Raw genomic sequence first — 7,842 nt, forward strand, 5'->3', positions numbered from 1 at the left:
ATCTACGGCATCTACTCCAACGACGTCGAGGAGAGCGTGATCGAGGGCCATGTCAGCAAGCTGCGCAAGAAGCTGCGCGCCCGCCTCGGACACGACCCCATCGAAGCCAAGCGATACATCGGATACACCTTCGTCGGGTAACGCTCCAAAACCGGAGCCATAATGGCCAAACCTCCAGTGCAGGCACACGCTGCCAGCGTCATCTACGCCGTGCTGCGCAAGAGCACCTCGCTCGTACGGCTTTCGTGCCCCGTTGTCTTCCTGCTCGCTCTGTCGGCGTGCAATGGGACAGGGACGGTCTATGATCGGGGACCATGGAGCCACGTTCCGAAGACGGAGCCTCTTCCGCAGCTATATACGGGCCCTTGGAGAGCACCTCCGGTCGAGGCGATTGAGGAAATCGGCCATCCGATTGCTTCCGGTCATGCTCGATCCGCCAGCAGCATAGAGCCCATGGAGCCGATCGGTCGCTGGGCATCTCGCAGCAGAACGGAACTGTCCGAGGATATCGCGCCACCATTCCATGACGCGCCCGTTGTCGGCGAACCGCCGCTGACATCGCCCATTCCAGAGCCTTCTCAGGTCATCAGCAAGGACGGCCCAGCGCCACAAGCGCCCCTGCCGCAGACAAGGAGACGGACTGCCTTGACGGGCAATTGGAGCGCCGACGAAGGCAACGGAAGGCGGTGTCGCGTTCAGTTGTCGAGCGTCCCGAGCCTAGACCTCTACAAGGCATCGTCCGCACAGTGCGCAAGCAAGGCGCTCCAAGAAATCAATGCGTGGAGCATGGTGGACGGCGATATCGTCCTGTACTCCCGTGGGCGTGTGGTATCTCGCCTCAAAGGCGAGGATACCGCCTACTCCGGCGCTCTCAATGGATCTGGTGGTTCCATCACGCTGACGCGCTGACCGGATATGCAATGGGTCGTAGCGCGCCTAATCGCTGCGGTAGCACGCTATGATCGTGCTTCTTCAGACTCTGTCCGTCCGAGCCTAATCGCAGAATTCCTTTGCCTCCGGCGTCCATTCGCCGAACCCTGTCGCCACCATGTTGGCGATGACCCTGCAGATATATCTCTTCTGCGCCGGATTGTTGTTGGGGCCGGCATGGTACCGCGCGACGGCCATGGTCCAACTCCCCTCCCGCGCTTTCAGCTGCTTGAGGAAGTTCGCGGCATATTCCACGTTTTCCTTCGGGTCTAGCATGCTCGCGAGGGAACGAAACTGATCGCGATGGTAGTAATGATTGATCTGCATGCAGCCCAAGTCGATGAGACGGGCGCCTGAGCGCTGCGCTTCTTCAAAGCGCTGCATTGCATCAGTCGCGTTCGATGCGAAGTAAGCTTGGCCCTCGATGTTCATTGCGAAAGGCTGCAATGAGCCTCGCTTGCCGGTCTCGGTTAGACCGACGGCATAGAGCATTCCGAGCGGTACGCCATGCTTGGCCGCGGCACGCACCATCTCCCGCTCGCAGGAGTTGACGTTTGCCCACGCACTCGACGCTCCGCTAAAGATAGAGACTGCCAGAACTGCGGTTGGCAATAGCGACTTCGTCAGCGCCATTCTTCTGTCCTCCTTGACCACCGCCCCGGTATTCGTCGGCCTCACCTTGCGAGCGCCCGTTCCGGCTCGCCTCCCCTCCATGCGAGCCTCCAAACTGCCCAGCGCCATCTGGATTCGCCGACTGCCGCTGGTCAAGCAGACCGTCCGGCTGCGCCATATCCGTGCGGCTCGTGTGAATGGAGACCATGTCAGGGCGATAGCCGGAGCTGCGCAGGAGATTGGACAGCATCTCGGAGTCCTTCCGGAGGATCTCCGCCGTTTCCTCCCGACTTGCATGCAGCTCCATCTCGAGTTTGTCGCCGGACAGGCGCATCTTGACCGTGATGACGCCAAGCTCCACTGGGCGAAGCTGGATGTCCAACATCCTCAGGACACCGTCTGACTGTTTCGTCGCGAACATAGGCGCGGATGTATCATGCCGGACGGTCGAAGCAGGCTGCTCCAGGGGTGCCCGCTTCGTCTCCTGCTGGATCGCGTCGACAACCCTCTGCGTAACAACATGAGCATCAGGGGCCTCTATCGGATCCTTATCCCCCTTCGTATCCGCAGCTTGGCGCAATCCCTCACGAGAGGCATGCAGGACCGGAGCCTCCTGGAGGGCCATGTCCTTCTGCACCGATCCGGCAGTGGCGGCAGAACCATCACCAACACCGGCAGCATTCATGGGAAAGGACTGTAGCGATACAACGCTCTTCGGTTTCGGTTGGGCTGGGGCATCGGTCAGAAGAACGGGCTTAAAGTGGGCCTCCTGATGAACAACCGTAGCCCGACGCTCAGAGCTGTTCGCCAGATCGTCCGGGATCTCACCGACCTTCGTCTTGTCTGCCGACAGCTGAATCAGATCCAGCAGAGACGAGGAGGACACCGCCGAAATCTTGTCTCGCGAAGCTGGAGCCGCCGGCACAGCGATAACAATCTGATGCGACGGCGCGGGCTGTCCGGTGAGGGCGGCACCACTTTGAAGTTCTGCATGGTGAGGCTCAGGCATCGGCAGCAATGGAGCGCCGTCGTCGCCTTCTTGTTTCAGCAGAAGATCGTCCGCTCCATGCTGATCAGCACTGTCATCTTCGATATCTCCGAGCGGCGACAAGAGCGACTTGGCCTCGATCATTGGAGGCTGGGCTCTGGCTGGCATCCCTTCACTTTTCTCCGACATGTGGCGCAGCAGGTCGTCGAAGACGGCAAAGGCCTCGAGCTTCTGACCGCTCTCGCCACCATCCGCACCCGAAGCAGCCGACTTCACCGCCTGCCCTTCGACTTTCCACGACGTATTCGGGAGACTCACATCAAGCTTGTTCATCGTGTTTATTTCCGAAACAGCTGATCCACTCTCTCAAGCGCCTTCTGGGCGCGGGAGATGGCGGGCAAAGGGACCTCGATCTGGCTCGGCTCTCCGGCTGCAAGTGGAGGACCACCCGCCGCTGCTGTCGCGACTTTTTCAGGCACCTTCCGGATAGTGCCTGCAAGAGAGAGCGCCGATTCGAGGAGAGCGGCATCGCTTTGGGACAAGAGCTCTCTGTCGATTTTCCTGAGTTCGGCCACGCCGTTCTCGAATCCTTCCGCCGTGACGATGACAGCCGCAGCCTTATAGAGCTTGGCCCTCGTTGCGCTCGGAATGTCGGAGGTCGCCAGTTCGTATGCCTTGTCCGAGGCTAGGATCGCAGCTTTTGTTTGACCTTGATCGACTGCGCTCCGGGCGATCAATAGATAGAGGTCGCGCTGGCTGTCGACGTCGAGTTCACTGAGGATTGCGACCAGTCTTGGAAATTGCTGCTGATCCTTGGCAAAGTCCAGATGGCTCAGAGCGGTCGCGAACCGCTGCCGGAAGTTGCCGGCGTAGACCGACGAACGAAAACGGCGAAGATACTGGCGCGACAGTGCCTCAAACTTGCCGACATTCCCCATCTGGCTCACCACGAAGATTTCACGGCGCAGCGCAGCCTCTTCGATCAACGTTCCTGGCACCAGCAGCCTTACATAGTCGAGCAATTCGACGGATTTGGCAGGATCATCGCGCACTGTGAGCGCGGATTGCACGAGAGCGACTTGGCCGGCAAGTGCTGGCGGAAGAGACGCAAGGTCGATCTCCGCCAGATAATGCTTCGCATCGCCTTCGCGGCCTTCCACATAGGCCAAGGCACCCTGGACGAGGCTTCGGTCCGACGCGCCGATGGCATTGAGCGAGGCCAGCTTGCGGAGAATGTGCGGCCTGCCGCCGCTGAGGACGAAGACGACGGCAGCCCTCACGTTCTTTGAGCTATCCCAGACCTTCATGTCGAGGGCTGCGAAGCGCTCGTCGATATGCCCGAGCAATGTCCTCTGAGCCACATGCGCGGTCGTGGAACCAGTCGCAACCTGGTCCTGCATGATCTGAAGCGTGCGCACCATCTCGACTGGCAGAGCCTGCATCCTGTCTTCACCCGTTTGCGGACCTCCGGGTTCCGCGTGGGCTGTCGAAGCAATCAGCAGTGCTGCAAGCGCAAAGGACAAGGCCGGCGGGCGCATCACTAAGGCTGCTCCCGAAGAAGGATCTCGATACGCCGATTCTCGGCCGCATTCGGATTGGATGAATTCTTCAGGTTGCGGTCGGCATGCCCCTCGACACGCTCGAACCGTGCCTCGTCGATACCGCCACGCACCAGCATGTAATAGGCCATATGAGCCCGGGCCGTGGAAAGACGCCAATTGTCGTAGTTATCCGATTTAAAGGGGCGGCCGTCCGTATGTCCGCGGATGATGATCTTGCCTGGACGCGCGCCGATGATCTTGGCGATCTTCTCCATTGCCCGGACGACCTTCGGCTGCGGCTCGGCCGAGCCGATTGCGAACATGCTGAAGTCGATCTCGTCGGTGACGCTGATCAGCAGCCCCTCGACTGTGCGGCTGACATCGACATGCGGCTTCGGTCCCTTGTCGGCTTTTCCCTGTACGGCATTCGCGATCTCCGCCCTGAGGGCAGCATCCTGTACATCGCTCTTCGGCTCGGGTCCCGCAGCAGCCGCCTCCGCACCCGCAGCGGGCGGATTTACCTTGGCCCCTTCACCGTGTGCCTTGTCGGCTTTCGACATGTCCTTCGGCGTCGGCGCACGCATGGATGGGGCGAGCGCATCGAGCTTCGCTTCAGGCGGCATGGGACTTGTCGTCCCAGGCTCACCAGGATTCGCGCTCTTCGGCCGCGGCACAGGGGCGATCTGCCAATAGAGCGGATCGAATGGATCGCGCTGCGCCTCACCGCCACGAACTCCCGGCTCAACGTTCTCACCGCTCGTGACGTCGACGCCGAATGTATCCTGGGGTCTCTCCTGCTCCGGCTCGACGGCCAGCTTCGCCAGGACCGCATAGGGATCCTGGAAGAGTGCACCCTCATCGAAGCGCGGCCGCTGTGTCGCGGGGGCGGATCCGGATTCCCCCTCTCCCTTGCCTTTGCCCTTTCCGGCCTCCGCGCCTCCCGTGGACTTGTCGGATGCCTTGTCTTTCTGCGCAGCGGGGTCTGCCTCACCATCTCCGGTAGGAGCGGTGCTGTGTGGATCCTCTAACCCCTTGCGATGTGGTGTGCTCTCGGCGAGCTGGACGGGGTTGAAGTAGTTGGCGACCGACGCGCGGGTATCCTTATCGGCAACGCTGATCAACCACATCACCAGGAAGAAGGCCATCATGGCGGTCATGAAGTCCGCATGCGCGATCTTCCATACCCCACCTTTGTGGTGCTCCTCCTCCGCTTCGTAGCGGCGGACGATGATGAGTTCCTGCTTGTCGGACATGATCAGCTCGGCTTCACGGCTTGTGCCAGATGCCCGATCCAGGCCTCCAGCTGCGTCTCGATCAACGTGTCGCCGACAAGGACCGAGACATCGATTGCATCACTTGGAACAAATTCGACCGCGGGCCCCTTGTCGATCAGATGACTCGACAGCGCCGTCAGCATGTCCTGCGGACCGGATATCCGGATTGCAGCATTCCGCCCGTCCGAGAGCAGCGAGACGAGAACCTCCATGAAGCTCGTCATCATCTGTTCGCGAAGCGCCTCGGTGATGAACGGAAGCATGATCCGCGCCAAGCTGTCGGATATGCGCTTCTCAATCTCTCCAAGGCCTTCCATCATGACCTCAGCAAGCCGCGCACCCTCCTGCTCCGCCCAGAGTGCCCGTTCTGAGGCAAGCTGCTCCTCATGTCGCGCTTGCTCAGCCGCAAGAGCCAGCCCGAACTCATGCTCGGCTGCCCTACGCCCCTTCTCGTAGCCCTGCTGCTCCGCCTGTCGGAGCCTCTCCGCCGGATCGTCGACAGGCTCCTTAATAGCGGATTTCGGTGGTTTCGGCTGGAAGAGCGGCTCCACCTCGACGGAGCCATCGAGGCGGAACTCGGTCAGGTACTGGGCAATTCCGCCGACCATCAGGCCGCCTCCGACTGCATCAACCACTGCTTCAAGATCGAGGCAGCCTGCTCCTCATCGAACTCGATCATCTGCTCCAGCTTCTTCTGGGGAGTCCGATGCATCTTGTCGGTAAGATCTTCGATAAGATTTGGCGGTGCGGCCGCTTCTAGATGCGGTGCCGGTGTTCCACTTGCAAGCATGGCCTCGGCGGACGTCACAGCCTCTTCGATTGCGGGAGCAACGGCTGCCTCATAAGACATTTCCGGCTCAGGCCTGGCCAGGATTGCCGTTACTGCAGGACGGAGGCCAAACCAGATCAGGAGGCTAGCGACGACCAGAATCGTGGCGGCATTGATCAGGTTGCCACTCTGACGCATGAAGACTTCGGAAAGGCTGAGCGGCGGCGTGGGCTCCATCATCCGGCCATCGTCGATGAAGCCGACAGCCGCAACCTTGATCTGGTCTCCACGAGACCGATCGAAGCCCGCGGCCGAGGCGACAAGCTGCTCGATCTCCGTAATGCGAGCATCGACGTCCGCCTGACTCGCCTCTCCGTTGGGCTGCGCGGCAAGCCGGCTACGGTTCACAAGCACGGCCACCGAGAGATTCTTGATGGCATAGCCCTCGCTGATGGTCTGAACGGTCTTGGATGAAATCTCGTAGTTCGTCAGCTCCTCGCGGCGCTGATTGTCCTCGCTCGAACTGTCGCCATTCTCCGCACGAACACGCTCTTCCGGCAGGTTCTGCTGCACCGTCGTCGGGCGCTGCGCGTTCCGGTTTTGCGAGACCTCCGTTTCCTTGACGGTTCGGATGGAACGCTCCACCTTGGACTCCGGATCGTAGATCGTCTCCGTCGTGTTCGTCTTATCCGTATTCAGGCGCGCCGCGACGCTGATCTCGAAATTGCCGATCCCGAGATAAGGCGCCAAGGTCCGGCGGACGTTGTCCTGGATCTCGCGGCTCACATTCTTTTCGAGCGTCGCCATCTTTCCGGTTGCCGCACTGGCGCCGTCGTCACCAGCCATCAGCAGCATGCCGTCGGTGTTTAGGACCGTGACCTTGTCAGTCTTCATGCCGGGAATAGCGGCCGCCACGAGGTGCCTGATGGCCTGTGCGGAACCCATGTCGTCTGCCGGCTCGGTCCGAACCACGACGGATGCGGAAGCGGGCTGCTGCTCCCGACGGAAGGAGCCACGATCCGGCAGGACGATGTGGACGCGCGCTGCCTTCACCCCTTTCATGGTCTGGATCGTTCGGGCAATCTCGCCCTCCAGAGCACGCACCCGGGTGATCTCCTGCATGAAGGAAGTCAGGCCGAGCGAGCCGAGATCGTTGAACAGCTCGTAGCCGGACTTCGAGCTTTGCGGCAGCCCCTTCTGGGCAAGGAGCATCCTGGCCTGTGCCGTATTCCCGTAGCGGACGAGCACTGCGGTTCCATCCGCACTGACGTCGAACGGAATGCCAGCGTCGGTCAGCACCGAACCGATACGGCTGACGTCCTCACGCTCAAGGCCGGTGTAGAGGGTTTCCTGGGCAGGACGGCTCAGATAATACGCCCCGAGGCCGACGCCGAGGAAGACCACGAGCCCGATGACGCCGAGCGCGACCAGCCGGCGCACCCCGAGTTCCATGAGGTTGGCCCAAAGTTTCTCGGCTTGCTGGCGTCCAGGCATTGATGTGCTCGGCTTCTGATTGAGTTGGATTCAGAAGCAATCTCGCCCGGGAACCTTGCGCGGAGATTGCGCAAGAAAAAAGCCACGCTCTAGAGGAGCGTGGCCGTTTATTTGTGGTGGATATCGGTCGCTTACGAGCGGAAGAGCGAGAGGACGTTGCCGGAGGCGCTGTTGGCGATGCTCAGCGACTGCATGCCGAGCTGCTGCTGCGTCTGCAGCGCCTTGAGCCGGGTC

Annotated in this window: 8 protein-coding genes; 2 read left to right on the forward strand and 6 right to left on the reverse strand. The window is 61.0% G+C overall.

The annotated features are described in order from the left end of the window. Both DES45_RS21000 and DES45_RS25260 read left to right on the forward strand, forming a co-directional pair. Positions 1-141: winged helix-turn-helix domain-containing protein (locus DES45_RS21000; RefSeq protein WP_210210250.1), on the forward strand; the 141-nt coding region annotated here is incomplete at its 5' end. Between the two features lie 312 nt (positions 142-453). Beyond that, entirely contained in the window at positions 454-909 is a 456-nt protein-coding gene (locus DES45_RS25260; RefSeq protein WP_170151582.1) for an AprI/Inh family metalloprotease inhibitor, read from the forward strand. An 84-nt stretch (positions 910-993) separates the two neighbouring features. Here DES45_RS25260 and DES45_RS21010 read toward each other — a convergent pair whose 3' ends face one another. Genes DES45_RS21010 through fliF form a run of 6 tightly spaced genes read right to left on the reverse strand, consistent with a single transcriptional unit; the run spans position 994 to position 7,608 of the window. Continuing rightward, complete coding sequence (locus tag DES45_RS21010; RefSeq protein WP_170151583.1) at positions 994-1,563, reverse strand: transglycosylase SLT domain-containing protein; 570 nt, start codon at positions 1,561-1,563, stop codon at positions 994-996. Then, positions 1,508-2,863, reverse strand: a complete 1,356-nt coding sequence (gene fliK / locus DES45_RS21015; protein ID WP_114772288.1) for a flagellar hook-length control protein FliK — start codon at positions 2,861-2,863, stop codon at positions 1,508-1,510. Before fliK ends, DES45_RS21010 begins: the two co-directional genes overlap by 56 nt. A gap of 5 nt (positions 2,864-2,868) precedes the next feature. Beyond that, a complete protein-coding gene (locus tag DES45_RS21020; protein ID WP_114772290.1) occupies positions 2,869-4,068 on the reverse strand; it encodes a chemotaxis protein MotC in 1,200 nt (399 codons plus the stop codon). Positions 4,069-4,070: 2 nt separating this feature from the next. Then, positions 4,071-5,324 (reverse strand): MotB family protein, encoded by a 1,254-nt coding sequence (locus tag DES45_RS21025; protein ID WP_114772292.1) that lies wholly within the window; start codon positions 5,322-5,324, stop codon positions 4,071-4,073. Positions 5,325-5,326: 2 nt separating this feature from the next. After that, on the reverse strand, positions 5,327-5,953 hold the full coding sequence (locus DES45_RS21030; protein WP_114772294.1) for a hypothetical protein: 627 nt from the start codon (positions 5,951-5,953) through the stop codon (positions 5,327-5,329). Further along, positions 5,953-7,608 carry a flagellar basal-body MS-ring/collar protein FliF gene (fliF, locus tag DES45_RS21035; protein WP_114772296.1) on the reverse strand — a complete coding sequence of 552 codons (1,656 nt, stop codon included), beginning with the start codon at positions 7,606-7,608 and terminating at the stop codon, positions 5,953-5,955. The genes DES45_RS21030 and fliF overlap by 1 nt, the downstream gene beginning before the upstream one ends. Positions 7,609-7,842 lie beyond the last annotated feature (234 nt).

The organism is Microvirga subterranea, assembly GCF_003350535.1.
Taxonomy (GTDB): Bacteria; Pseudomonadota; Alphaproteobacteria; order Rhizobiales; family Beijerinckiaceae; genus Microvirga; species Microvirga subterranea.